The following is a 23,667-nucleotide window of genomic DNA, read 5'->3' on the forward strand; positions in this document are numbered from 1 at the left end:
ATTCTGCGCGTCAAAGAAGTTTAAATACCACCTCTTTAATTAGTAATTTGTACTATATTACCTCTGCTGTAAGTATTTTAGAATGCCACGAGCGATCGCTTCTGCCATCCGATTTTGATATTCTGGTGTTCCCAATCTGGGATTATCCTCGTAACCAGTCATATAGCCTGTTTCTACCAAAATCGAAGGCATGGAGCTTTTCCTGAGAACATAGAATCTCGCTTTGCGAGTTCCCCGATCTTTAATAGTACCGATGTCCTGGAGAATGGTTTTACGAACTACTTCAGCCAGACCATAACCACTATCGAAATAATATACTTCTAAGCCATTGACATCAGGGCGATTATCAACGGAATTAGCGTGAATACTGACAAACAAAGTCGCATTAACCCGCTTGGCAATATCTACCCGTCCCTGAAGTTCTACGAAAAAGTCGGCATCTCGTGTTAGTACCGCTTGTACACCATTTTGCTCTAAAATTGCTCCTACCCTTTTCCCAATAGGCAGAATTACATTCTTTTCTAAAAGTCCTCCCAAACCAGGGGCACCTGAGTCTTTTCCACCATGTCCTGGGTCAATAACTACTAGCAATTTCCCTCTGGGAACTGAGGGGCGTGGCTGTGGCTGGGAGATTGGACGGGGATTATCTATGGGATTTGGTAATTGTCCTTGGTCTGGTAATGGCAGAGGAGGTAAAGCAATGGGTGGTGTGATGCTGCTACTACGTCGTAATTCTAAAGCTAAAAGCTGGTCGCCAACTTGGTTGAGTTCCCCAATTTGTACTCCAGCGGCTGGTTGAACCAAGACGGTGACAGTGTTGGATTCTTGTGGTTGCAGGCGTACCCGCAAAATCGGGCTATTAGGATTAAAAGTCGGGCCTGTGACTTTCGGAGCTAACTTAGCATTGTTGATAGTGATGCGGAACAGACCAGAGGTTCTATCCCAGCCTCCTGTAGCAGACAAAGTTTGGTCGGCTCGAATCAGCAGTTGTGTAGCATTATTAGCCAGTTGTACAGACTGAATGCTAGCAGGTGTGTTACTTGGTGCTATGGGACGTGGACTGTTACTTCCAGGTAACTGGGCAACTCCACGACTGGGTAGAATCACAAAACCACCAACACTGCTAGTGGTTGCTCGCCAATTTGGACTATTTTCATCTACTTGTAAAGTCAGGCGAACAACAGATGGACTAGTTTGCAGCTGGCTGAACTGGATACGGCTAACACCATAGCGATTAATTGACAAATCTCGCTGCTCTAAACTTGGTGATAGAGTTGCGCCAGCAATATCGATGTTAATTGCTTTTTGATCGTTGCTACGATTTACCTGAATCTGAGGATTACCACCATTGGTACGGACAAAAAAACCATCACCAGTGACTTGTAAGTTCTCAATTTGAGTAACTTTGGCGACAACCATTCTGTTGTTCAGCGCTCTGGTGTTCAGTGGATTTACAGAGCCGCTTGTTACCACATTATAAATATTCCTTGGGGGAAATGTTGGTGTAGATGTTCTGGGTGAAGTATCAGAGGCTATAGCTTGTTCTGGTTGCCCTTCAGTGTTTCTTGCAGGTACATTGTCCGCTTCTGGTCTAGGCAATTGCACTGTCCAGCGATCGCCAGTTGTACCCACAAATTGCACTCGTTTGGGGTCTAAACTATAACCAGGAGTTAGTTCAACCACTATGCGCGTTGTTTGTTCGTCAAACTGCCCAACACGGATTGAACGAATTGCACCACCCACTTGTTGGGTTAGCTGCGGGCGGCCAAATGTGGTTCCTGGTAAATCAATTACTAGACGAGTCGGGTTAAATATTAATTGTGCTTGGGGTTGAACATCCCCTTGAGTATTAATTTCCAGCTTGTTTTGATTGGCATCAAAACGCCAAGATTCAAGTCTCGCGGCCATTGCCGGCGACGATAGCATGAAGATGGTTCCAATAGTACTGGATAGTAACCAGCGTAATTTCACAGTCTTTTCTCCTGATTCACATTTATGGGAGCCGTCAACATCTCAACATATTGGCTAATCCTCACACCGTCACCGCGCACACTTGAGTTTTGCGCTGTTATTAAGACACAGCTAATGGCGTAAAATATAGCACGCTCCTCTGATTTTGCCATGCCACTAGCCTATATAAATTTGACTGCCAATTTTAGATTTTAGATTCCCGATTTTAGTTTTCTGCCAGACTAGGGTCTTGCTACACTACCACCTGTTGTAGGTGATACAAATCCAAAATAGTTTGACTGAGTGTAGCCGTACCTTCCAAAGAAGCAAGCTACACATAGCGTTCCACAGGACAATCTAAAATCCAAAATTTGTTGAATTGCAAAGTATCAAATGACAATAACAAAGAAGCTACTCTTATTCCGCCGCAAGAATACTTAAATTGTTTTACTACTAAATTGGATAAAAATGGTAAAGATTAGATGTACTTACTCAACAATTTAGAAATTTAGACTAAATTACTTATCTTCTCTTTAGATACTGAAGAACCCCACGAGCGATCGCTTCTGCCATTTGATTTTGGTAAGCTGAAGTTCTGAGCCTAGCCATATCCTGCCTACCACTCATATAACCCGTTTCCACGAGAATAGAGGGCATAGAACTTTTTCTGAGGACATAAAATCTAGCTCGCCGCACTCCCCTGTCTTTGATATTCAGGCTTTGGAGAATACTGCTATGGACAATGCGAGCTAGACCCAAACCACTGTCGTAATAATACGTTTCCAAGCCATTAACATCGGGACGACTCGCACCTGCGGAATTAGCATGGATGCTAACAAATACATCAGCATTAGCTCGTTCTGCTAATTGCACCCGTCCTGGAAGGGTAACAAAATAGTCAGAATCGCGCGTCATAATAACCTGTACGCCATTTTGCTGCAAAATCTCAGCCAGTCTTTTACCAATAGGCAAGATAACATCTTTTTCGCGCGCCCCACCTATGCCAAGCGCTCCTGAGTCTTTACCACCATGTCCGGGGTCAATAATAACTACCACTCGCCCATTGGTAACTCGGCGCTGTGGTTGTATTAGGGGTCGCGGATTTGGATTATTTGGGTCTGGGAATGGCCCGCGGTTCGGCGGTGGTAGCCCAGGTAAAGCATAGGGTGGTCTTCCGGGAAGGGTGACAACTCGCCGAGAACCTTGTATTGGTACCAAAAGCTGGTCGCCGATTTGCTGGGGTTGCCCAATTTGTACTCCTCCTGCGGGTTGAACCAAAACAACCACTGTATTGGATGCTTGAGGTTGCAGACGTACCCGAAGAATAGGGCTATTGGGAGCAAAAGTAGGCCCTATAACTCTGGGAGCTAACTTGGCATTGGTAATTGTGACTCGGAAAATACCTAAGGATCTATCCCAGGTTCCCGTAGCAGATAAAGGTTGGTTGCCTCTAATTAGCAATTGTTTGCCATTATCAGCAAGTTGCACAGATTCAATTGTTGCTGGCGAGTTATTGGTAGATGCTCTACTGGGAAAGGAAACGGCTTCTGACTGATTGTCCGAATTATTACTTCTAGGCAATCTGACAACCCGACTAGGTAAAACAATCAAACCACCATCGCTACTATTAGTTGCTCGCCAATCTGGGCTATTTTTATCTACTCGCAAAGTTAGCCGGACACCAGGAGGTTGGCTTTGCAATGAGGTGAATTCGACGCGGCTAATACCATGTTTGTTAACGGGTATATTACTCTGCTGCGTCAGACGTGGTGATAAAGATGCACCAGAGATATCTAGAAAGATGGTAGCGCGATCGCGGCTACGAATTACCTGAATCGGAGGATTACCACCACTGGTACGAATGAACAACCCATCACCTGTTACCTGTAAGCTCTCAATTTGAGTTGCCCCTCGTGTAGTAGTAGCAACCCTTGAAATATTAGATTGACGTTCGGAGTCTGGGGTAACTACACTGTAAGCACTTCTAGGAGATGAAGCTACTTTTTCGACTTCTGGTTTCGGTAATTGCACCGTCCAGCGATCGCCAGTTGTACCAACAAATTTCACTCGTTTCGGGTCTAAACTGTAACCAGGAGTCAATTCGACAACTATGCGTGTTGTATCGATATCAAACTGTCCAACACGAATTGAGCGAATTCCACCACCCACCTGTTGGGTTAACTGTGGACGACCAAATGTAGTTCCCGGCAAATCAATTACCAGCCGAGTTGGGTTGAAAATTAGTTGTGCTTGGGGTTGAACTGCTCCCACAGTATTAATTTCCAGCCTGTTTTGATTGGCATCAAAGCGCCAAGATTCAAGTCTCGCGGCCATTGCTGGCGACGATAGCATGAAGATAGTTCCAATAGTGCTGGCTAGTAACCAATGTAATTTCACAGTCCTTTCTCCTAATTCACATTCATGGGAGCCGTCAATATCTCAACTCATTGGTAAATCATCACACCATCACCACTTAAACTTGACTTCTGAATCCCTTGTTTGATTTTTAAGCCAGTATTTAGACACACTTAAATCATCGATCGGGTTTCAAATTAAGTTTAAATCCCCATGCGAAACCTTCCACCTTTACAGGTGGAGAACTCTGACTCCCAATAAAGCTAGAAAACTGATAATTGATAGCTGTTTACTGATAAGTGTTTGTTCTTTGCTGCCATCGATGCACTGAATAAATAATTCCCATTACTGTCAAACGATCTAGCAAAATTATGGGTGTTACTCCCCAATTATCTGGAAAATATTCAGATAAAGGCTCACAAGCCCAGGGAGACTAGAAATTAAGTAACATTCTGAATGCTGGTAGAAATTATAAACAAATGATTATTCTACAATCACACGGGACGGAGATTTGAGGATAGAAGTTTCCACTGCACAATTGGAGCAGAGGGGCAGGGGAGCAGGGGAGCAGGGGAGCAGGAGGAGAATAACTCCTAACTCCTAACTCCTAACTCCTAACTCCTAACTCATTACTCCTAACGCCCCATTCCCCATTCCCCATTCCCAATAATTAACGATCGCCAGAATCTGGAGTTACTCCCAAATTGCTGCTGTCATTTGATGCTGGCACCCTCGACTGAGGTGGTTCAATTACCAACGAAGTCCCAGAGGAACCGTCTAAAATTAGTTGCTCTGAATTTCCGTCCACGGTTTTTGGATCTGGAAACACAAATCGTAACAATGGAGGAGCTAAAAAGGTTGTCAAGATAACCATCATGATAATTGCTGCCCCTAATGGTTTCGAGAGAGCGCCACTGGCAGCGCCGACACCAGCAAACACTAACCCAACCTCGCCTCTAGGAATCATCCCCACACCGATCGCTAAACGGTTGATTTCCGGTTGACCAAACACGCTTAAACCTGTGATTACTTTACCGAGAATGGCTACTGTAATCAGGAAAGTTGCCATAATTAGACCTTCACGATTGTCGGGAATTGCTGGGTTTAAAACTCCCAAATCGGTTTTTGCCCCAACAGTCACAAAGAAAATTGGCACTAACATATCGGCAATGGGACAGACTTGCCTTTGCAGTTCTTTACGCTTATCTGTTTCTTCTAGAACTAAACCAGCTGCAAAAGCTCCTAAAATTGCTTCTAATTGGATGACGGCGGCCAGGTATGCCATAGCAAAAGCGAAGACGAATGCTGGGATTACTAGTCCACCGCGTGTTTTGAGTTGATCGGCGATCGCTACAAAGGACTTATTGAAAACATTCCCTAGTAGGATTGCTCCCAAAATAAAACCAGTGGCACTGATAATCAAATAAATCACTTTGCTGACATCCACCACGCCGTCTTTAGCTAAACTGGCAACTACCGCTAAAACGATGATTCCTAGTACGTCATCAATTACCGCAGCACCCAAAATAATCTGCCCTTCTTTAGAATTGAGCCGCCCCAATTCTGACAGCACTTTGGATGTCATCCCAATACTAGTAGCAGTCAAAGCCGCCCCTGCAAAAATTGCAGGTATAGCGCTAATCCCAAACAAAGTCATTAGACCCACAGTCCCAGCAGCAAAGGGTACTGCTACCCCAACTACTGCGACAACAGTAGCTTGAATACCAACTGCCATTAAATCTTTTAAATTCGACTCCAAGCCGATTTCAAACAGCAAAATGATCACACCCAATTCTGCCAGAACGGAAATGACCTCGGACTGGGCTGCAAACACTGCTGGAGCGGCTTCAGGCGTTAAACCAGCAGTGGTTTGAAGGAAGGACACAATCAAAGAATTAGAACTGTCTGTGCCGCCTTCTGGAAACACTAAAAGATGGAAAACAGAGATGCCAACTACCACACCGCCAACGAGTTCGCCTAAAACAGGCGGCAAACCCACTTGGTTTGATAACTCTCCACCAACTTTGCTGGCGAGATAAATGACTACTAAGCTTAGTAGCACTGCTTCGACTACCATTGAACTGTCTGCGGCTTGTGTTGCGCTAGCCAGCAGAGGAAAAGAGAAGTTGATTGGTTCTAACAAATGCATTAGGTTCTCTGAAAATCCTTCTCTTTGATTTTGACGCGTTTCTGAAAAACATCCTATGGAGAAGCAATCCGAATTCAAAATGAATACGGCGTAAACGTTTCATTTAGGCTGTGCAGTACTAGTGTAATTTTTTTAGTTTCAAAAAATGTAACCATTTCAGCTTTTGACGATCGCAGTGTCAAAGTAAGAACATACGAATCGTATCTAGCGATCGCACTTAAGTTATGAAAAACTTGTGGTGGTTGTTGGTTCTCAACGACCAGCAGAAGATTGCTATATACCTTTATTTAAAACATCTGTGGATACTTTGAGGAGTGCAAATATGATGACTAGAGCCGCTTTACCCGGTTCTCATTTTCCATCGGCAAACCTGTGGAAAATACTGCCTTTAGCAATGCTTGTATGTGCAACTTTTGCACTACCTGCATTCGCACAAGAAAAAGATAGATTGTCACGAACCCTTAGTGTCAGTGGTCGCGGAGTCGAAACAATTCCGACAACTCTGGCACAAGTTAGTTTAGGAGTGGAGATTCAGGGGAAAACAGCCCAAGAGGTACAGCAAGAAGCCGCTCAGAGGTCATCGGCGGTGGTTGCGTTTCTCAAGAGCAAAAATGTTGAAAAATTACAAACTACCGGTATTCGTCTCAATCCGGTTTACAGCTACACCAATAATGTGCAGCGAATTACAGGCTATGCTGCCACTAACACTGTGAGTTTTAGTATTCCTGTTGAGCAAGCTGGGACATTATTGGATGATGCAGTCAAAGCCGGTGCAACACAAATTAACGGTATTACTTTTGTTGCGAAAGATGAAGCGATCGCCGCGGCTCAAAAGCAAGCATTAAAAGAAGCTACTCAAGACGCGCGGCAGCAAGCTGATGCCGTTTTTAGTGCCTTGGGTTTTAAATCCAAAGAAATAGTCAGCATTCAAGTTAATAATGCTAATACGCCTCCACCACCACCAATGTTTTTACGGGCTGAGGCTGCGAAATCAGCTGATGCTTCCACCCCGATTGTTGGTGGTGAACAGCAAGTAGAAGCATCGGTGACGTTGCAAATTAGTTATTAGTCATTTGTCATTTGTCATTAGTCCTTTGTCATTTGTAAAGGCAAAGGACTAATAATCAATTCCCACTTGCCTGAGCAAAGCCGTACCCCTCCGGGAAGCAAGCTACGCGTAGCGTCTCGCAGAGAAGGGATGCCTAATTAAAAATGTTCTGAAGACATATCACCTGTACCGCCTTCTCCATCACGCTTAGAGCCTAATAAATCTAGTTGGTCTACTCTAATAATTGGTGTAGAACGGTTTGCTCCTGTTTGGCGATCGCTCCATGTGTCAAACTTTAAGGAACCTTTGATGCCTATTAAGCTTCCCTTACGCACATAATTACCTGCTACTTCAGCCGTCTTATCCCATAACTCCAGCGTGAACCAGTCAGGTTCATCGCTGTTGCGCGATCGCCTTTTTACCGCGAGTGTCAATCTACACTTCACACTCCCAGACTCAAAATACTTTATATCAGGGTCGCCACCTACACGACCAACAAGGGTGACAATATTAATACTCATGTGCGTTACCTTTCAGTACAAACGTACTTAGCAATTTCGACTTTCATCATAGCGAATTGTGAAAGACTTGAAAATAATGTGTTAAACAGTTAACAATATAATGGACTTGAAAATTTATACACACTATTTGGAGTAAACACATAAAAGTATACGGATATACTAAGTTAACCAGAGAATATTAAAAAGTACGGGGCTTGAGACATACTAAATATTCCTGGGAATCATATAAAAATATAGTCTAGTTTACTCAACTCAGGATACAAACATAATCGAATCAAGCACGATTAACTCTTACCGTTGTAGTCAAGAAGTATCGCACATAGGGGGCTTACAGACGCGTGGGTATTTTTAGAAACTTTCGCACTTCATGGGATATGGGTATCGACCTCGGTACTGCAAACACCCTGGTTTATGTATCTGGTAAAGGTATTGTACTACAAGAACCTTCTGTAGTTGCTATCGATGTCAATGAAAAGGTTGCACTAGCAGTAGGAGAAGAAGCCAAAAAAATGCTCGGTCGCACACCGGGAAATGTGATTGCTTTGCGTCCTTTGCGGGATGGTGTAATCGCTGACTTTGATATAGCCGAACTGATGCTGAAAAGCTTTATTCAGCGTGTAAATGAAGGTAAATCTCTAATCCTACCCCGAATTGTCATTGGTATTCCCAGTGGCGTTACAGGAGTAGAAAGACGAGCGGTGATGGATGCAGCTCACCAAGCAGGAGCAAGAAAAGTCTATTTAATCGATGAGCCTGTAGCTGCGGCCATTGGTGCAGGACTACCTGTTGCCGAAGCGACTGGCAACATGATCATCGATATTGGTGGTGGGACAACAGAAGTTGCAGTGCTGAGTCTTCAAGGTACGGTAATCAGCGAATCAGTACGCATTGCTGGAGATGAACTGACTGATGCGATCGTTCAGTATATTAAGAAAGTTCATAATTTAGTCATTGGTGAACGTACTGCCGAGGAAATCAAGATTCGGCTTGGTTCTGCCTATCCGACTAATGATGATAATGACGCGATGATGGAAGTCCGAGGCTTACACCTGCTTTCGGGTCTACCGCGAACTGTAACCATCAAAGCCCCAGAAATCCGTGAAAGTATGATGGAACCGCTATCAGTAATTATCGAAGCTGTGAAGCGGACACTAGAACGCACACCGCCAGAACTGGCAGCAGACATTATTGACAGAGGGATTATGTTAGCTGGTGGCGGTGCTTTGCTCAAAGGCATAGATACCCTTGTTAGCCATGAAACAGGGATTATTACCCACATTGCTGCCGATCCTTTGAGCTGTGTTGTGCTGGGAACAGGTCGTGTGTTAGAAAACTTTAAACAGTTGGAACGAGTTGTTATCGAAAGCTCTCGCAATATGTAACAAAAAAAATATCAGACTTGAGTTCTATTTGAGTTCTATTTGGGTTCTATATACATAGAATCCAAGTAGAACTTAATTTATATAAGTACATGTAGGTATATATGGTGACAATACGGCGTTGGTGGGATCGTAAAGGGTTGCAAATTGGCTTGTTAGCTTTAGTAGTTGGTAGTGCTTGGATATTGCGACAGACTCAAGGAGAACTAGTGCTTGAGACATATCAGGCAATTACCCGTCCATTAGAGATGTTGCAGTCAGGGCCAACTCCAGAAGAACGTCTTAGAGATGCCCGGATAATGGAATTGCAAACCCGTATAGTAGATTTGGAAAGTCAAAAGACAAAATTACAAGATTTATTAGGCTATGTGGAAAAAGAGCCACTAGCATCACGGCCAGTTCCAGCACGGGTGGTGGGACGTAGTGCTGACCAATGGTGGCAACAAGTGACGCTGAATCGCGGTGCAAATGCAGGGATTCAGGAAGGCTTCATAGTCAAAGCAGAAGGCGGATTGGTGGGTTTGGTGGAGAGCGTAACTCCTAATACTAGCCGCGTGTTGTTAATCAGTGACCTCAAGAGTCAAGTGGGTGTATCGATTAGCCGCACAGCAGCTAAAGGCGTTTTACGAGGAGATTCTTCTGCTGAAGCTGTATTGGAGTTTTATGAAAAAGTTCCAAATGTGAAAGTAGGAGATTTAGTTTCCACATCTACTTATAGTCAGAAATTTCCCTCTGGTTTGGCAGTAGGACGAATTAAGTCGTTGGATTTAAAGAAACTCCCGGCATCAGTGGCGAAAATTGAGCTTTTTCCGCCAATCCGTTCTCTTGATTGGGTAGCTGTTTATCCCAAACCAGAAAACCAAGAGTCGGCAAATCAAGTGCCGCAAAAGTCTAAGTAAATTCTTTGAAAAAATCACTAGAAAAATGAAGATTCCTGCATTTGGTGGTAGCAGGCAGAAAAAGCCAAAATCGTCAGAGCGAAAATCGAAATTCCGAATTCAGCCGCTTGCTCGTTGGCATCCCGGTATACGTCAGTTGTTTGGTTGGATAGTGACGGCTAGTTCTGTACTGTTATGTTTGCTATTATTACCAACCCGATTCCCAGGTATGGAATTGTTGGGAATTGGCCCTAACTGGTTATTAATTTGGGTAGTAGCTTGGAGTGTGAAGCGCACGGTGTTTGCCGGAGCATTAGCTGGTATAGTTCTGGGACTACTCCAAGATTCGATGACATCACCTAGCCCGACTCATGCCATCAGTTTAGGGATAGTGGGGGCTTTAACTGGTCTGCTCCAGAAACAGCGTTTTATCGAAGAAGATTTTATTTCGATTGCTGTAATTGTCTTTGTTTTGGCAGTTTTGGCAGAAACTATCTTTGGGTTGCAATTAACTTTGCTGGGCAATGAGCGTAAGGTGACAGATATTTGGACATATTATCAGCGCGTCGCTCTGGCCTCTGCCATTCTGAGTAGTCTGTGGGCGCCTGTCGTCTATTATCCGTTGAATCTTTGGTGGCAGCGGCTGAAATTATTGGAGCAATAGTAAAGTTAGAGACGCGATTAATCGCGTCTGTACAAGAATTAGGAGTAGAGACAGGATTAATCGCGTCTGTACAAGAATTAGGAGTTAGGAAGGGAATAGGTTACAGGTGACAGTAAAGAAAATTATCTTTTGTACCCTGTAACCTAAATCTTTATGAATTTGAGCAACCTCTGGCAATATGGATTCAAGTTACAGTGAACTGTAAGTCTGAATATTACAGACTCATGTAAGTTGAGACAGCCAATAATAGCGCCTAGATATTACTGTTTAATTATCAGGAGCAAAGCGCGATTCTCTTGTGGAGAGGCTGCGCGATCGCGTGCAGAATATTTACAGTGTTGCCTAAAATTATGGATAATTCCCCAGTAATCGCTCAAGCAGATGCATCCTTACCAAATTACACTCAGGAAAATACACCAATAGTGGAGTCAGCAGCTGGCTCGAATTCACCACCGAAGCAAAACGTAGGAACTGACTTTGACTCTCGTATGATGCTGCGGTGTTTAGAACTTGCCCGTCGCGCTTTAGGGCGGACTTCGCCCAATCCGTTAGTGGGAGCGGTGATTGTCAAGGATGGCGAAATTGTCGGCGAAGGATTTCATCCTCGCGCAGGTGAGCCTCATGCAGAAGTGTTTGCCTTGAGGGCAGCAGGCGTTGGCGCAGCCTCTCCTCAGGAGAATCGCGCTCGTGGTGCAACAATCTATGTCAGCCTCGAACCTTGCAATCACTACGGACGTACTCCCCCTTGTTCGGAAGGATTGATCGAAGCAGGGGTGGCAAAAGTAGTAGTGGGTATGGTTGACCCCAATCCACTGGTGGCTGGAGGTGGCATCGCCCGTTTACGAGCGGCAGGAATCGAAGTATTGGTTGGAGTAGAAGAGGAAGCCTGTCGTCAGCTAAATGAAGCTTTTGTACATCGCATTCTCTATAAGCGACCTTTGGGAATTTTAAAATATGCCATGACTTTAGATGGCAAAATTGCTACTACCTCTGGTCATAGCGCTTGGGTGACAAGTCAAGAAGCCCGCAGTGAAGTACATCTAGTGCGGGCGGCTTGTGATGCCATAATTGTCGGCGGTAATACAGTCCGACAAGATAATCCTTACTTAACCAGCCATCAGGTGGGGGCACATAATCCCCTACGAGTGGTGATGAGTCGCCATCTTAACTTACCGGCCAGTGCCCATCTGTGGCAAACCGCGGATGCTCCAACTTTGGTGTTGACACAGAAGGGTGCTAACCCCGATTTTCAAAACCTGTTGCTCAACCAGGGTGTGGAGGTGGTGGAATTAGCATCACTGACACCGGATAAGGCAATGGCATACTTATATGAACGAGGTTTTTGTAGCGTGCTGTGGGAGTGTGGTGGTACTTTAGCTGCTAGTGCGATCGCTCAAGGAGCAGTGCAAAAAGTTTTGGCATTTATTGCCCCAAAAATCATTGGTGGCAGTATTGCTCCCACACCAGTGGGCGATTTAGGTTTTACTACCATGACTGAGGCGTTGTCTTTAGAACGTGTTCGTTGGCGTGTAGTAGGCTCTGACTGCTTAGTGGAAGGTTATTTTTCCCCAAAAGCTAATAGTCAACAGTAATAACACTTGACGATCGATCTATTTATTTATCTTGATTTTGCGTTGGCGTAGCCCGCACTTCTCTGCGAGACGCTGCGCGTAGCTTGCTTCCACGAAGTGGTACGACAAAGCTCAGTGACCGCCGTAGGCATCATGAACATTGGCGTTCATGGGCAAGATCGCGTATGAGGGCTAGTCGAGATTGAATGTAGTGGCTAAGAAAATCAGTTTCGTTAGAATCTAACAACACTTGCGTTTCGGTTTGTTTCACTAACCACTGCACCAAGCTAGCATCATCCAGTTGTAAAAGGAGCTTGGCTTGAGCGGTTTCAACCACTGACCAAAGCTGACGTATGATTGTAGGAGTCATCAGACCTCAATTGAATAATTTAGCTTTGCTGTCTTCAGATTACACAATTCCAATCGAACTTTACGACATGAATGTAGAAGCTGAGACAAGTATTATTAAAAACTTAATAATGGTATTTATAACTTTATGAAGATTAAGAATTGAAAATAAAGAATGGGGAATGGGAAACACAGATTTTTATGGATTTAGTTGCAAAATTTAGAAAACAAATGCACTAATTCTAAAAATTGGGTTTTTGTGTTTGGGAAGACTGAAATTATCTTGATTGTAGCCGAATAAAGTCAGTTCTTGAATCACTATGTTGAATACTGAGTCTGTCTTGTAGGATACAAAAATCTAACTTTCGAGAACAGTGTTTGCCAGAAAGTTAACACTGTTTGGCTGTAGATGGATTTACAAAATCATGTAAATCTGCATCCCAAATGCTGATGTAAATAAAATCACATTGTTGGCGGATAATTTGACCCTTGACTGAGCCATTTTTAAAACTAAAATTATCAGATTGACGCTGTTGTACCTGTTTGAGTCCCTGCTTAATTTCTTCAGTGGCTTGCCCTGCTAACATTCCATTCAAGGTAGTCTCCATTACTTCTGGATCTACCGATTGAGCAAAAGATACCTCAGTTTGACGCAGCGTTTTAGAATTGCGATCGAATAAGTAGCCAAGGTCAATTTTGTTTGGCACTAGTTTGTAAACGACAGCACGAGTTTTGCCCCATGCGCCTCTTAAATCTTGATTTGGTTTGCCGAGGGTAGCTTCTACGATGTTTCTTGTTGTACCTGTAGGGAATGCGGGAACGCTTTCTCTGCTGGCAGTGGCAGCTAATTTACTGCGCGGCTTGTTTTGTGGTGTGGAACGAACTTCTGGTTTGGGAACTGCGCTTACCTCATCCTTTGGTTTTGGCTGTGGTGTGGATACTGCTATCGGTGCTGGAGTATCTAAAGTGACAGGCTCTTTTTCTAGCTGTGGTATGGGTACAACTGGGGAATTAGAGGTTGGTCGCCGTTGTGGTGGTGAGCTAGGGATAACTGGAACTGGAGACGTTTGGGAGGAAACGGGCGGTTCGGTAGATGCAGAAGTAGGAAAAGATTCTGGCGATGGCGTGGGATTTGTGCCAATGGTTGTTTCTGGTTGTTGCTGACGAATGATGCTAGGAATTGCTACTGCACCAATCAAGCCGCCTATCAACAAACTACCAACAATCACAGCAGGTTTTTGCCAGTTTCCAGGATTGGAAGACTCTGGAATCGCAGAATTGTTTTGTGGAGAATATAATGGCTGAGTTTGCCGAGTCGATGCGGTGGGAGAAAAACTAACTCTAGAAGGATTTGCAGTTAACTCAGTAGGTATATTACTAGCAGATTGCAGGGCGTATAGCATTTTACTAGCAGTGCTGTAGCGATCGCCAGCATGAGGCTTAATTGCCTGATTGAGTACCGCCGCCAATTGGGAAGAGACGTTAGGGACGTGCTGCTGCCAAAGTATTTCCCCAGTTTTTAGATCGGTTACTAGTTCTTGCGGGTGTTTGCCAGTCAGTAGATAAATTGCCGTTAAACCTAAACTGTAGATATCAGTGGCGTAAACTGGGCGACCAACGGCTTGTTCGCTAGGCATATATCCTGGCGTACCAATGACAAGCGATCGCGTGGGGTATCCTGGAGAATTCACCACTGAACGGATTGTTTCTTTGACTGCACCAAAATCAATCAAAACTGGCTCGTTATCAACAGAACGCAGAATAATGTTATCTGGCTTGATATCCCGGTGAATAATGCCTTTACTGTGAACATAATCTAAAACTGAAAGCAGACTCAAGAGAATTCGCCGAACAGCAGTTTCACTCTCAAATCCTTTGGCTTCGACAATTTTTGTCAGAGTTTGACCGTGAATCCATTCTTGGACGAGGTAAAACTGTCCATTCTCAGAAAAGTAGGCATAGAGTTTGGGAATTTGGTGACTACTTTCACCCAAATACTCCAAGGTTGCGGCTTCCCGTTCAAACCGTTGTTGGATAAGTTGGTAGGTTTGCGGGTCATTATTGGTTATCGGTTTTAGTTGCTTGATTACACAGCGGCGGCGAGAAGGCATGTGGACATCTTCTGCTAGAAAGGTTTCGCCAAACCCACCAGCGCCGATTACCTGGATAACTTGATAGCGATTGTTCAGCAGGGTTATTGTCATGAAAAATTATAAGCGTAGACACCCAGTGCGGAGCCTGAGACTTCTTGTCTTCTCCAAACTTGTCGTCAGACATCGCCCTTTCCAAATGTACATCACATAAGCGAAGGCAAGGCGAATATACTCTGGTGAAATTAAATATGCATTATCCAGAATTCTTGTAGAGACGTAGCAGTGCTACGTCTCTTCATTCTTATGTCTAATGCCAGCCAATGCATTGGTATTGCAGAATCCTGCCAAATTTAATTCGCCACGAATGAATGAAATACTGTACTAAGTGAACTCTATAGTCTCAACAAACTCTAAAATACTTTCTTTGATGTCTTCAGCCTCTTCCTCAACAGAATCAGGAGTTTCGCCGTTAATAAAGCTGTGCTGACTACTAACTATATACAAAAATTCACCACTGATAAAGGTGAGCAACCCCCGGTACGCATCTAATCTGATCGCAGTTCCATTATTTTCTTGCTTAGAAATTGTCGAACCTTTGGGCATATCAATTAACACGTAGTAAGCGCCTCGCAAAGTATTTTCCAGATATTCGGTATATTCCACAGAAGCTTCTGGTACATTAACGAAAATCGCTTGGGGTACATACTTGTCTACTAAAATTGTTTGTAAATATTCTTCTTGTCCAACAGACTCCAATTCCTCTAACTGTTCTAAGGGGAAAGGATAATAATCGATTCTCAGTAAAGTACCGATGTCATCAGAAAAGCCAACTACTCCTTCCTGGCTTTGAATTCTACCGCCTTGCTGCGGAGCGACCGGAATCGGCACGGTAAAATTACCTAAAGGGGATTGATAGGTCTGTTCGCTAAAATCTTCGATGACTACTGTCTCATCTTCATCGTCTGCATATTCTTCATCTTCTGCTTCTTTAAAGGCTGCAATTACCTCCTTGATGATTTCCTCTGCTTCTTCATCTTCAAGTTCTAAAGCTGCTTGTAGCTTTTTCAGGTAGATTTGTTTCGATTTGGGGATGGCGAGGTCATCGTCTAAAAGCACTATTACCCCAGCGGCAAAACCATCTAGCACTAATTCATCTGAGAGAGATACTTTGGCGGCATTAAACAAAGGCCCAATTCCCTCTTCTTCGGCAATGGAGATGAGTCTATCAACTATTTCTGCAATGTCATCTTCTGAGTATTCCTCGAAAACCTCGAATTCCCAGAGGATACCCGCTAAACTTTCTGCATCTACTTCTTCAATAAATGAATCAGCGATCGCAGTCACAGTTGCGATCGCCGCCACCGCTTCCTCTGGACTTAGTGATTCCTCTGATGTCTTTGGTGAGTTAAAAACCTTGTCATATTTAGTCATAATTGCTACCTAAATTAATTCCTTGATAGTAATAACAGATTGAAAGTGACAATGGTCAGTTTACCAATGGAGCGAATCTTCTAGAGAAAAAGTTGGCTGATACGTGGTTTACTCAGTATTACTCAGGTGTAACAACTAAACCTTATTGACAACTAATATCTAAGGAGTTGAGGTGTTCTAAAATCTTTTCTCGAATATACACCTAAGTGCCAGACAAACTCAGTATTTACTACAGGTTAATTTAATTAAATATTGTAAATTTTTGTAACTCAGCAATTATCGTTAATAACTGCTATGTTGCTTGATTTTTATCCTCTAGCAAATGAATTATATCTACCGATAGAATTATAAACTAGCTAGCGATAGATACCTACACCGTAAGCAGGATGTCACAATACCGAAGTTTGTAGTGACACACAATACTCGAAACGTTGTACTGTTGGTTCTGCAAGTGTGAATTAGATGAAATTTTGAGTTTTTTATGGTACAAACCCCACCATCCCAGTTTTCACCGGATCAATATAAAGTAGATCCTGCAAAGGAAAATGTAGAAGCTCTTATACAAGAACCGCAGTTAGATATTGAGATTGCTCTAGAGTTCCTTTACACCAGAGATATTGAATTTCGTCAGGAAACAATTTATTTTCTCGTAGTCGATCGCTTTTATGATGGCGATCCAGATAACAGCGAAGGTGCAAACTCAGAACTGTACGATCCAACTAGACAGGATTGGGGTAAGTACTGGGGTGGCGACTTGCAAGGTGTCATCGATAAATTAGATTATCTCAAAAATATGGGAGTTACCGCTCTTTGGCTAACTCCCCTGTTCGAGCAGGTTGAGGAGTTATTTGTTGGTAATGCAGCAATACATGGCTATTGGACAAAAGACTTTAAACGGCTTAATCCTCGATACATTGCGCAGGGAGATAACCCTTCTTTAAACGCAACTCAAGAAGAAAAAAATACGACCTTCGATCGGTTAATTACAGAAATGCACAAGCGCAATATGAAGCTAGTGCTGGATATTGTCTGCAACCATAGCACACCTGATACTAGCGGTAGTAAAGGTGAATTATATGATGATGGTGTCAAAATTGCTGATTTCAATAATGATGTCAATAATTGGTATCACCACTATGGCGAAGTCCAAAATTGGGAAGACGATTGGCAAGTACAAAACTGTGAATTATCTGGTCTAGCAACCTTCAATGAAAATAATGCGGAATATCGGGAGTATATTAAGTCAGCAATTAAACAATGGCTAGACCGGGGTGTAGATGCACTGCGGGTGGATACTGTCAAGCACATGCCGATTTGGTTTTGGCAAGAATTCACTGGCGAGATGACCAATCACAAACCAGATGTATTCATTTTTGGTGAATGGATTTATAGTAATCCCAGTGACGATCGCTCAGTGGAATTTGTTAACCACTCAGGCATGACACTTCTAGACTTTGGCTTGTGCGTGGCAATTCGAGCCGCACTAGGACAAGGTTCAGAAAACGGATTCCAAACAATTCAATATATTTTTGACCAAGATCATCGCTACAACGGGGCAACAGAGCTAGTTACCTTCATTGATAACCATGATATGTGCCGTTTCCAATCGCTGAATCCCGATCCAGCGATGCTGAAGGTTGCGATCGCCTTAATTATGACCTGTCGCGGCATTCCCTGCATATATTACGGCACAGAACAGTATCTGCATAACGACACTGATGGCGGCAACGACCCGTACAACCGCCCAATGATGGAAAATTGGGATACTGAGAGTGAGATTTATCGTTGCATCAGACTGCTGTCTGGCTTACGGCGACTGAATCCAGCCGTATCAATGGGTAGCCACTGGCAAAAATACTTAACAGCGGATGTTTACTGCTATGTACGCCGTTATCGTGACTCTGTGTGTTTTGTCGCTTTAAATCGGGGAGGAGAAGTTACTTTACCAGAAGTAGAAACAGAATTGCCCGATGGCGAACATACCTGCGTAGTGACTCGCAACAAGTATGAGGTGAAAGATGGCAAGATTTATGACCTAGTACTAGAAGAAAGGGGAGTAATTGTTTTCAGCCACGTTGGCGAACGGTTAAAAGCACAAACAATTGTCCGCGTCCAACTCAATGGCGTAGAGACCCAACCTGGTGAAATTATTGTGGTGACAGGAGATTGCCCAGAGTTAGGTAACTGGGATATTGGCAAAGCCTATCCTTTAGAGTACATCAACACCAATACTTGGTTTGCCGAAATTCCCTTTGATGAAAGTGCTGGTAAGCTAATTGCTTATAAATATGCCATGTGGCGGGAAGGGCGATCGCCTCTGCGCGAAAATCTCGTAAATCGTCGCTGGGTGATTGCGAAAGAAGGTACTGTCAAATGGCGTGATACCTGGGCATCGGGAAGAGAATCTTAGAAATATAGAAGGAGTTATGAAGAGTGAAGGATTCAAATCTTGATTCTTCACTCTTCATTATTTATGAACTTTAAGTAACAAAAAATACACAAAGATGCGTATTTAATCGCAGTGTAGGCCATAGTGTAGTAGTTATACACTTTAGTAATTTTGTACTCATGAGACTCTTCTCCTACTGCCTACCTTGTGATAATGGCTCCGCTCCTAACCCATTCTGGGAACTTTGCACTCTCGCAATTTGCAAGCCTGATATCCGACGAGTAGCAAGCATTGGAGATTGGGTTGTAGGACTTGGTTCCAAAAACTCACCAATTGGCGATATCAGGAATTGCGTTGTGTATGCGATGCGGGTAACGAAAAAGATGACATTCCAAGAATACGACGAGTTTTGCCGAGTTCATAGTCCTGATAAAATTCCAAAGCGGGACAGCAAAATATTCAAGTATCATGTTGGCGATTGCATCTACGATTACAGCAAAGGAGAACAACCACTACTGCGACCAAGTGTTCATAACAAGAGTCATCAAGAAAGAGATTTACGCGGTATAAGTGTTTTGATGTCGCAGCACTTCTACTACTTCGGTAACAAGCCTGTTCATTTGCCTGATCAGCTCACTTCAATTGTTCATAAAGGGCCAGGACACAAATCAAAAGCAAATGATCCATACAAAGATGTATTTGTAACTTGGATCAATAATTTAGGTTACACGCCTAACCAATTACATGGTGAACCCCAAGGCAAAAAGAAATTTACCTTAGAACGAGATATCAGCAGTTGCCGTCCTCAATGCAACCGACAAGATAAAAAAAGTAATAAAAGGAGTAATTGCTAGATTCCTTTTGAAAGATTAAGTAGGACAGCATAAATAATTAAAAGTTTGTAGTCAGCGCTTTCGCCCTAGTTTGTTTGTAAAATGTCTAGTAAAGCACTGCATTGAGCAAAAATAGGCAAAATGTTGCTGAAAACAAAGAGGTAACTGTTGATGAGTAAAACGACACTCTACAATCAGGACTTTCTGGTGTGGACGCAGCAACAAGCTGAGTGCCTGAAGAAAGGACGCTGGGCTGAATTAGATGTTGAACATTTGGTAGAGGAACTAGAGGCTTTGGGTCGGAGTGAACAAAAGGAACTTGGAAGTTATTTACAGGTGCTTTTAATGCACTTACTCAAATGCCAATATCAACCAGAGCGAAAAACTAAAAGTTGGGTTAACACAATCTCAAACTGCCGAAACCAAATTCAAGATTGCTTGGAAGACACTCCTAGTTTGCAGTGCCTTCTAGAAGACAGGGAGTGGATACAGAAATATTATCGCCGCGCTCGTCGAGATGCCGCAAATGAAACTGAAAAGCCAATAGAAACTTTTCCGCTTGAGTGTCCTTTTACTATGGAACAAGTTCTTAATTCTGAATTCCTGTAAGTTAAACTGCTGAGACTCAGTAAGTAGGCATAATTAAACATAAAATAAAATCCTAGTTCGTAGTGAGTGATTGATCGCTCAAAACAAAGATTATTGGCTTCCTCAAGGTAAGAGAACACCACTGTAATTTAACATCGTGGGTGCATAGGCGAGTATTTACCGCAGGCATCGCACATTCATTGCAAACTTATAATATTGATGATATTTATCCACCTCTGACTTTTTATTGCGATAATTCCCAAGGGGGACGCGCTCTCCACTGGTCAGTTAAAGGGGGATAGATGACACTCAAGCGGTTGGTTTTATTTTTTGTGATGACGCCGATAGCAGTTCTGTTGGCAGTTTCGGCTTTATTCGGTAGTTGGCAAGAACCTCAATTTCAAAGTCGTTTGGAACTATACCAAACAAATATTGCTTTACAAGCTCAAGCTTGGCAATCAGAAGATAGCAGTGATGACAAACTCCAAGCGATTCGGGAAGCAATACTTGGTGAGCAACCTCTAGAAAGCGCTACAAAGCAGTATCAGGAGGCGCGTCAATCAGTTCAAGCTAATTTAGACAAAGTTAACAACAAACTTGCACAATTACGCTCTCAAGCGGAAATAACTCCCGCACCTCCAAAGCCTCTACCGGACGCTCCTCCCACTATTAAAACTTCTAAACAGGAACAGCAACAGTTACAGCAGTCTTTTAAGCAATTACAAAAATTACTGGCTGAATTAGACCTGCGCTTGGGAATCTTACAAGCACAGCAAGGACAGACGGATACAGCCTTCAAGACTTGGAGCGAATTACAACAACGCTCAGATATTAATTCAGGGTTTTGGGAAACCGCCGCTGTATTGACTGGACTGTGGAGCAATCCTCCTCGTATCCTCCCAAATGCTCAAGAACCAATTCAAAAGAATTTAGAAGGTTGGTTTCGCTCTACTGCTTTGGTTAAGTTATACCAACTCCAGCAACGACAAGATGCGTTATCAGCAGTAAAAGCCGCACAACAAGAATCTTCTGCTCAAGCAGTAATTAAATTGGCAGTTATTGGCACTATTCCCACCTTGGCAGCTTTAATTGGTCTAATACTGCTGATTTTATTATTTGCTCAACGCTTGTTGAAAGGAAAAGCCTCGTTATTAGCTCAAAATGCTGATATCCCCTGGTCAACTCCTTGGGGTGGTGAAACGGTTTTGCAGGTTTTTATCATTGGCTTTTTCTTTATGGGGCAAATTTTTGTGCCCTTAGTAATATCGTTGCTACCCATTCCGCGTCCCATTGTGGATGTGCGACTTCAGGCATTTTCTGTGTTAGTTAGTTACTTTTTAGTAGCATTAGGTGCGCTGTTAGTGCTGTATTTCTCTCTCAAGCGCTTTTTTCCACTACCGGAATTCTGGTTTCGCTTCCGTTTTCAAGATAACTGGTTTTTGTGGGGACTGGGAGGTTATTGCACGGCTTTACCTGTAGTTGTGGTGGTATCTTTGATTAATCAGCAGCTATGGCAAGGACAGGGTGGGAGTAATCCCCTGTTGCAATTAGCCCTGGAAAGCCAAGATGGTATTGCACTTGGTATATTTTTCTCCACAGCAGCGATCGCAGCTCCATTTTTTGAAGAAATCCTCTTTCGCGGTTTTTTGTTACCCTCTCTTACTCGTTACTTACCCGTGTGGGGAGCAATTCTGATCAGTAGTTTGTTGTTTGCGATCGCTCACCTCAGCTTATCGGAAATTCTCCCCCTGACCGCATTGGGCATTGTGTTGGGAGTAGTTTACACGCGATCGCGCAATCTCCTCGCTCCTATGCTCCTCCACAGCCTTTGGAATAGTGGTACACTATTAAGTTTATTTGTTTTAGGTAGTAGTTAATACAAGTACAGTACTGTTGCCAAAAACAAAAATATCTGATTTTATCTCCTTAGATAGAGACAATTTACTAGTAATAATTGGTTACAAGCATAAATACTAGCTGAAAACCCAATTACGATAATGGCAAAAGCAAATTAAAGAATGCTATTAACATAGACAACAAACTATCTAGTTAAGCATTTATTCTCATTCAGGTAGATTTTAGCCATTTTTCGAGATGTTAATTGCCTTCTTGAACCATTTTTAGCTGTCATAAATTGGAATTCAATTCCGGTTTGCGCTCATGGAAGTGGGGATCGGTAACTAAAAAACGGTTATAAAGATATGGAAGCTGCCTTTTGCACTTCTAGATTCCCACTAGCCACGCAGTTGTCTTGCCATTGGTGCGATGTCTACGACGGGCTACGCCTACGCAAAAACATCCGGAAATAATACTGATGGACTTGTAAAAAGTGGTGTATGTAGCAGCTTTTGCTGATTATTTAAGATTGATTCTGCTCAAGATAAATGTCTGAGCTAAAAATCTGCAAAACTGCTGCACCAAGGTTTGCGATCGTCAAATCCAGCAAAAGTCATCAAGGAGCGCCAGTTCGGGCTATACCGCAAGACATCTTGGCGTCTCCTTTGGAATAGAAGCACGCTGATTTTAATTATTCATCTTGAGATTTACTCAGACTGAAAAAATTAAAAATCTATTTATTAAGTAAGTAAATGTATTTGCTTCCATTACAATAAAGACTTTATTTTTATACTCACTTATCAAGGAGCAGCACTTATATGGCAAATCTTAACCCCAGTCACCCTACCAAACAACTTCTAGCTGGTTACTGTGGCATTATCCTGGGAGCATTCGGGGTTCATAAGTTTATTCTAGGATACGCTTCGGAAGGCTTTATCATGTTAGTGATTTCTGTAGTTGGGGGTTCTTTTACCTACGGCGTTGCTTTGTTAGTTATGCAACTTGTAGGTCTAATTGAAGGCATGATTTACTTAAATAAATCCCCTGAAGGATTTGTAAATACCTATTTTGTGAATAAGCAGGGCTGGTTCTAGTGCAAGAATAACTTTCTTACTGGAAGCAGAGAATGATCCTCCCTGCCAAGTTTAGGATTGCAGCAAAAGCGCAGGGATAAAGAGCAACCAAAGAAACATCCTTTTTCCCTTCCGCTTCACCTTTTACCTTTAACAAAAGTTATACAGCACTTTTACTTTCTATATTTATTTTTAATAATATGCTTATTTTCAAACCTAAACAGCTTAACTGGACAATGTTCTTCTTGTTAGGCTTAGGATATTTCAGCGTTATATCTCATTTAGAAATCAACTATTTCTTCAAAAACCTGATTGCGATCGCACCAATACAGGTGGCAGCAATTATTTATGTCACTTATCGACGTTGGAAATGTCAACCCCCCGTAGGGGAATTAAAAATTAAAAATTAAAAATTAAAAACTCTACAGATAAATCTGGGAACTTGGAACGTTGAATTAAGTACAGCGATAGTCGTTCATGCTCAACGAAGTACGATAAATTAATAATTTTAATATGGTTGACATTGAGTCATAGTTCCATATTTCGCCTACGCTCGAATTA

The 23,667-nt window shown here is 42.9% G+C and carries 19 protein-coding genes; 12 read left to right on the plus strand and 7 right to left on the minus strand.

The annotated features are described in order from the left end of the window. Positions 1-57: 57 nt before the first annotated feature. The 3 genes from RMZ42_RS26590 to RMZ42_RS26600 form a co-directional block, all read right to left on the minus strand. Positions 58-1,971, minus strand: coding sequence for an N-acetylmuramoyl-L-alanine amidase (locus RMZ42_RS26590; protein ID WP_322674236.1), 1,914 nt, complete (start codon positions 1,969-1,971; stop codon positions 58-60). Positions 1,972-2,472: 501 nt separating this feature from the next. After that, positions 2,473-4,347 (minus strand): N-acetylmuramoyl-L-alanine amidase, encoded by a 1,875-nt coding sequence (locus tag RMZ42_RS26595; protein WP_322674237.1) that lies wholly within the window; start codon positions 4,345-4,347, stop codon positions 2,473-2,475. 628 nt (positions 4,348-4,975) lie between these two features. After that, positions 4,976-6,454 carry a cation:proton antiporter gene (locus RMZ42_RS26600; RefSeq protein WP_322674238.1) on the minus strand — a complete coding sequence of 493 codons (1,479 nt, stop codon included), beginning with the start codon at positions 6,452-6,454 and terminating at the stop codon, positions 4,976-4,978. 325 nt (positions 6,455-6,779) lie between these two features. On the opposite strand from RMZ42_RS26600, the gene RMZ42_RS26605 reads away from it, so the two are divergent. Beyond that, positions 6,780-7,523, plus strand: a complete 744-nt coding sequence (locus tag RMZ42_RS26605) for an SIMPL domain-containing protein (RefSeq protein ID WP_322674270.1) — start codon at positions 6,780-6,782, stop codon at positions 7,521-7,523. A 137-nt stretch (positions 7,524-7,660) separates the two neighbouring features. Here the strand turns inward: RMZ42_RS26605 and RMZ42_RS26610 are convergent, their stop codons facing one another. Beyond that, positions 7,661-8,023: a single-stranded DNA-binding protein gene (locus RMZ42_RS26610; RefSeq protein ID WP_069071395.1), complete on the minus strand. Its 363-nt coding sequence runs from the start codon at positions 8,021-8,023 to the stop codon at positions 7,661-7,663. A 374-nt stretch (positions 8,024-8,397) separates the two neighbouring features. Here RMZ42_RS26610 and RMZ42_RS26615 point away from each other — a divergent pair, with 374 nt between their 5' ends. The 4 genes from RMZ42_RS26615 (at position 8,398) to ribD (ending at position 12,536) form a co-directional block, all read left to right on the plus strand. Next, positions 8,398-9,405: a rod shape-determining protein gene (locus tag RMZ42_RS26615; protein ID WP_322674271.1), complete on the plus strand. Its 1,008-nt coding sequence runs from the start codon at positions 8,398-8,400 to the stop codon at positions 9,403-9,405. 101 nt (positions 9,406-9,506) lie between these two features. Next, the gene (gene mreC, locus RMZ42_RS26620) at positions 9,507-10,301 is read left to right on the plus strand and encodes a rod shape-determining protein MreC (protein WP_322674239.1); all 795 of its coding nucleotides are present in this window, start codon (positions 9,507-9,509) and stop codon (positions 10,299-10,301) included. A gap of 25 nt (positions 10,302-10,326) precedes the next feature. After that, positions 10,327-10,944 (plus strand): rod shape-determining protein MreD, encoded by a 618-nt coding sequence (gene mreD / locus RMZ42_RS26625; protein ID WP_322674240.1) that lies wholly within the window; start codon positions 10,327-10,329, stop codon positions 10,942-10,944. A 350-nt stretch (positions 10,945-11,294) separates the two neighbouring features. Then, entirely contained in the window at positions 11,295-12,536 is a 1,242-nt protein-coding gene (gene ribD / locus RMZ42_RS26630; RefSeq protein WP_322674272.1) for a bifunctional diaminohydroxyphosphoribosylaminopyrimidine deaminase/5-amino-6-(5-phosphoribosylamino)uracil reductase RibD, read from the plus strand. A gap of 130 nt (positions 12,537-12,666) precedes the next feature. On the opposite strand, the gene RMZ42_RS26635 is transcribed toward ribD, so the two are convergent. The 3 genes from RMZ42_RS26635 to RMZ42_RS26645 form a co-directional block, all read right to left on the minus strand. Then, positions 12,667-12,885, minus strand: a complete 219-nt coding sequence (locus RMZ42_RS26635; protein ID WP_322674241.1) for a hypothetical protein — start codon at positions 12,883-12,885, stop codon at positions 12,667-12,669. 367 nt (positions 12,886-13,252) lie between these two features. Beyond that, positions 13,253-15,067 carry a protein kinase domain-containing protein gene (locus tag RMZ42_RS26640; protein ID WP_322674242.1) on the minus strand — a complete coding sequence of 605 codons (1,815 nt, stop codon included), beginning with the start codon at positions 15,065-15,067 and terminating at the stop codon, positions 13,253-13,255. A gap of 270 nt (positions 15,068-15,337) precedes the next feature. Next, complete coding sequence (locus tag RMZ42_RS26645; RefSeq protein ID WP_322674243.1) at positions 15,338-16,387, minus strand: hypothetical protein; 1,050 nt, start codon at positions 16,385-16,387, stop codon at positions 15,338-15,340. A gap of 481 nt (positions 16,388-16,868) precedes the next feature. Between RMZ42_RS26645 and RMZ42_RS26650 the strand changes: the two genes are divergently transcribed. From RMZ42_RS26650 to RMZ42_RS26680, 7 genes are all read left to right on the plus strand, one after another. Further along, positions 16,869-18,797, plus strand: a complete 1,929-nt coding sequence (locus RMZ42_RS26650) for an alpha-amylase family glycosyl hydrolase (RefSeq protein ID WP_322674244.1) — start codon at positions 16,869-16,871, stop codon at positions 18,795-18,797. A gap of 158 nt (positions 18,798-18,955) precedes the next feature. After that, on the plus strand, positions 18,956-19,630 hold the full coding sequence (locus RMZ42_RS26655) for a hypothetical protein (protein WP_322674245.1): 675 nt from the start codon (positions 18,956-18,958) through the stop codon (positions 19,628-19,630). 150 nt (positions 19,631-19,780) lie between these two features. Beyond that, a complete protein-coding gene (locus RMZ42_RS26660) occupies positions 19,781-20,218 on the plus strand; it encodes a DUF29 domain-containing protein (RefSeq protein WP_322674246.1) in 438 nt (145 codons plus the stop codon). Between the two features lie 281 nt (positions 20,219-20,499). Then, positions 20,500-22,074, plus strand: coding sequence for a type II CAAX endopeptidase family protein (locus RMZ42_RS26665; protein ID WP_322674247.1), 1,575 nt, complete (start codon positions 20,500-20,502; stop codon positions 22,072-22,074). 507 nt (positions 22,075-22,581) lie between these two features. After that, the gene (locus RMZ42_RS26670) at positions 22,582-22,707 is read left to right on the plus strand and encodes a hypothetical protein (RefSeq protein WP_322674248.1); all 126 of its coding nucleotides are present in this window, start codon (positions 22,582-22,584) and stop codon (positions 22,705-22,707) included. A gap of 144 nt (positions 22,708-22,851) precedes the next feature. After that, the gene (locus tag RMZ42_RS26675; RefSeq protein WP_289798872.1) at positions 22,852-23,127 is read left to right on the plus strand and encodes a TM2 domain-containing protein; all 276 of its coding nucleotides are present in this window, start codon (positions 22,852-22,854) and stop codon (positions 23,125-23,127) included. 179 nt (positions 23,128-23,306) lie between these two features. Continuing rightward, complete coding sequence (locus RMZ42_RS26680) at positions 23,307-23,516, plus strand: hypothetical protein (protein ID WP_322674249.1); 210 nt, start codon at positions 23,307-23,309, stop codon at positions 23,514-23,516. The last annotated feature ends 151 nt before the right edge of the window (positions 23,517-23,667 follow it).

This window comes from Nostoc sp. DedQUE05 (assembly GCF_034530955.1).
Lineage (GTDB): Bacteria > Cyanobacteriota > Cyanobacteriia > Cyanobacteriales > Nostocaceae > Nostoc.

Coding starts and splice junctions, on each gene's coding strand:
- ribD (WP_322674272.1), top strand. CDS start 11,295: ATGGATAATTCCCCAGTAATCGCTCAAGCAGATGCATCCTTACCAAAT.
- RMZ42_RS26605 (WP_322674270.1), top strand. CDS start 6,780: ATGACTAGAGCCGCTTTACCCGGTTCTCATTTTCCATCGGCAAACCTG.
- RMZ42_RS26645 (WP_322674243.1), bottom strand. CDS start 16,387: ATGACTAAATATGACAAGGTTTTTAACTCACCAAAGACATCAGAGGAA.
- RMZ42_RS26655 (WP_322674245.1), top strand. CDS start 18,956: ATGAGACTCTTCTCCTACTGCCTACCTTGTGATAATGGCTCCGCTCCT.
- RMZ42_RS26650 (WP_322674244.1), top strand. CDS start 16,869: ATGGTACAAACCCCACCATCCCAGTTTTCACCGGATCAATATAAAGTA.
- RMZ42_RS26640 (WP_322674242.1), bottom strand. CDS start 15,067: ATGACAATAACCCTGCTGAACAATCGCTATCAAGTTATCCAGGTAATC.
- RMZ42_RS26670 (WP_322674248.1), top strand. CDS start 22,582: ATGTCTGAGCTAAAAATCTGCAAAACTGCTGCACCAAGGTTTGCGATC.
- RMZ42_RS26635 (WP_322674241.1), bottom strand. CDS start 12,885: ATGACTCCTACAATCATACGTCAGCTTTGGTCAGTGGTTGAAACCGCT.
- RMZ42_RS26660 (WP_322674246.1), top strand. CDS start 19,781: ATGAGTAAAACGACACTCTACAATCAGGACTTTCTGGTGTGGACGCAG.
- RMZ42_RS26600 (WP_322674238.1), bottom strand. CDS start 6,454: ATGCATTTGTTAGAACCAATCAACTTCTCTTTTCCTCTGCTGGCTAGC.
- RMZ42_RS26615 (WP_322674271.1), top strand. CDS start 8,398: ATGGGTATCGACCTCGGTACTGCAAACACCCTGGTTTATGTATCTGGT.
- RMZ42_RS26610 (WP_069071395.1), bottom strand. CDS start 8,023: ATGAGTATTAATATTGTCACCCTTGTTGGTCGTGTAGGTGGCGACCCT.
- RMZ42_RS26680 (WP_322674249.1), top strand. CDS start 23,307: ATGCTTATTTTCAAACCTAAACAGCTTAACTGGACAATGTTCTTCTTG.
- mreD (WP_322674240.1), top strand. CDS start 10,327: ATGAAGATTCCTGCATTTGGTGGTAGCAGGCAGAAAAAGCCAAAATCG.
- RMZ42_RS26675 (WP_289798872.1), top strand. CDS start 22,852: ATGGCAAATCTTAACCCCAGTCACCCTACCAAACAACTTCTAGCTGGT.
- mreC (WP_322674239.1), top strand. CDS start 9,507: ATGGTGACAATACGGCGTTGGTGGGATCGTAAAGGGTTGCAAATTGGC.
- RMZ42_RS26665 (WP_322674247.1), top strand. CDS start 20,500: ATGACACTCAAGCGGTTGGTTTTATTTTTTGTGATGACGCCGATAGCA.